Annotated in this window: 1 protein-coding gene; it reads right to left on the bottom strand. The window is 67.1% G+C overall.

What is annotated here, in order from left to right; all coding sequences use genetic code 11:
• Positions 1–50: 50 nt before the first annotated feature.
• Complete coding sequence (locus tag AZG88_RS23520; RefSeq protein ID WP_061699361.1) at positions 51–1409, bottom strand: phosphoribosyltransferase family protein; 1359 nt, start codon at positions 1407–1409, stop codon at positions 51–53.
• Positions 1410–1737 lie beyond the last annotated feature (328 nt).

Below are 1737 nucleotides of genomic sequence, written 5' to 3'. Positions count from 1 at the left end.
CGGTCCTCAATTCGCGGACTCACGTCGATGTCTGTCTGCGGATTCGGGTTCTATCGTTCCGTACTTCGGCGCAGGGGTGACAGCGTGGACGGGAGGTGGGTGGTGAACCATTCGCGGGCCAGTACTGCGGCCTGTTCGAGGGTGCCGGGTTCTTCGAACAGGTGGGTGGCACCGGGCACGATCTCGATCAGGCACGTGCCCGGGATCAGGGCCTGGGCGCGGCGATTGAGGTCGAGGACGGTTTCGTCGCGGGAGCCGACGATCAACAGCGTGGGGGTACGAACCTCGGTCAGACGCTCACCGGCGAGGTCGGCTCGACCACCGCGGGAGACGATCGCCTTGATATCGACGTGGGAGTCGGTGCCCGCACGCAGTGCGGCTGCGGCGCCGGTACTGGCCCCGAAGTACCCGACCGGCAGACCGGCGGTGTCCGGTTGCGTCGTCAGCCAGCGGGTGACCTGAACCAACCGCTCGGCGAGCAGGTCGATGTCGAACACCAGCGTGCGGTCGCCTTCTTCGACGGGAGCGAGTAGGTCGAACAACAGGGTGGCGAGTCCGGCCCGATTCAGCACGTCGGCGACGTAGCGGTTGCGGGGGCTGTGCCGGCTGCTGCCGCTGCCGTGGGCGAACACGACCATCCCGATGGGGTTCTCCGGAACGACGAGGTGCCCGGCCAACCGGACCCGGCCCACGTCTACTTCGATGTCCTCGTCGCGTAGCGGCGGATCGCCGCCGGTGTCCCGCACCGGTGCCGTCTCGGCAGATTCCCGGAAGCCGTCGCGGGCACGCTCGAGCAGTTCGGTCACGTCGTCGTCGGTGGTCTGGGAAAACTCGTAGTAACCCTGTCCGACCGCGGACAATCCTTTCGGGGTCTGCATGCACACGACCTCGTCGGCGTCCTCGGCGAGGTCGTCGATTCGGCGCGGCGACCCGATCGGGACCGCGACTATCACCCGGGCGGCGCCCTGTGCGCGAGCGACCTGGCACGCCGCCCGGGCGGTCGCACCGGTGGCCACGCCGTCGTCGACGATCAACGCAATCCGTCCCCCCAGCGGGATCCGGCCGAATTTCCCCCGCAATCGTTCAGCGCGGTGACGAAGTTCCTCCAACTGGGTGCGTTCGACGGCGGCGATGTCGGTGACGGTCAGACCGACCCGACTTACGACTTCGGTGTTGATCACCCGAGCCCCGCCTTCGCCGATCGCGCCGAAGGCCAGTTCGGGCTGGTATGGGACACCGAGCTTGCGGACCACAATCACGTCGAGAGGGGCGTGCAATGACTTCGCGACCTCGTATGCGACCGGCACTCCCCCTCGGGGTAATCCCAGCACCACGACGTCGCGTCCTCGAAACTCGCGCAGGCGTCTGGCCAGGCGTCGTCCCGCATCAGCACGATCGGCGAATCCCATCAGAACCTCCTCGGGCCCGGAACATTCGCAGGCCTGTTCCGAACCTACTTCCGTCCGATCCAGGCATTCCAGGGCCCTTGGTCGCCAATCGCGGTCCTCAGCCGCCGCCGACCGGAGATGCCACAACTTCACGTCGAGCGTGCCGGAGACGCTCCGACCAGTTCCAGCCACTCGGCGGCCCCCTGAGTGTCGGAGCCGCTCCGAAATCCGACGTATCCGTCTGGTCGAACGATCACGATGCCCGTACCCGACCAGCTGCGAATTCGGTGGACCCGTAGCCGTCCGTCAGGCGCCGGCGGCATTCCCCACTGAGAGCGCATCTGAAAAC

The sequence above is a fragment of the Rhodococcus sp. LB1 genome (assembly GCF_001583455.1).
Taxonomy (GTDB): Bacteria; Actinomycetota; Actinomycetes; order Mycobacteriales; family Mycobacteriaceae; genus Rhodococcus_F; species Rhodococcus_F opacus.
Note: the sequence above shows the minus strand (reverse complement) of the source record. Positions and strands in the feature narration are given on the sequence as shown.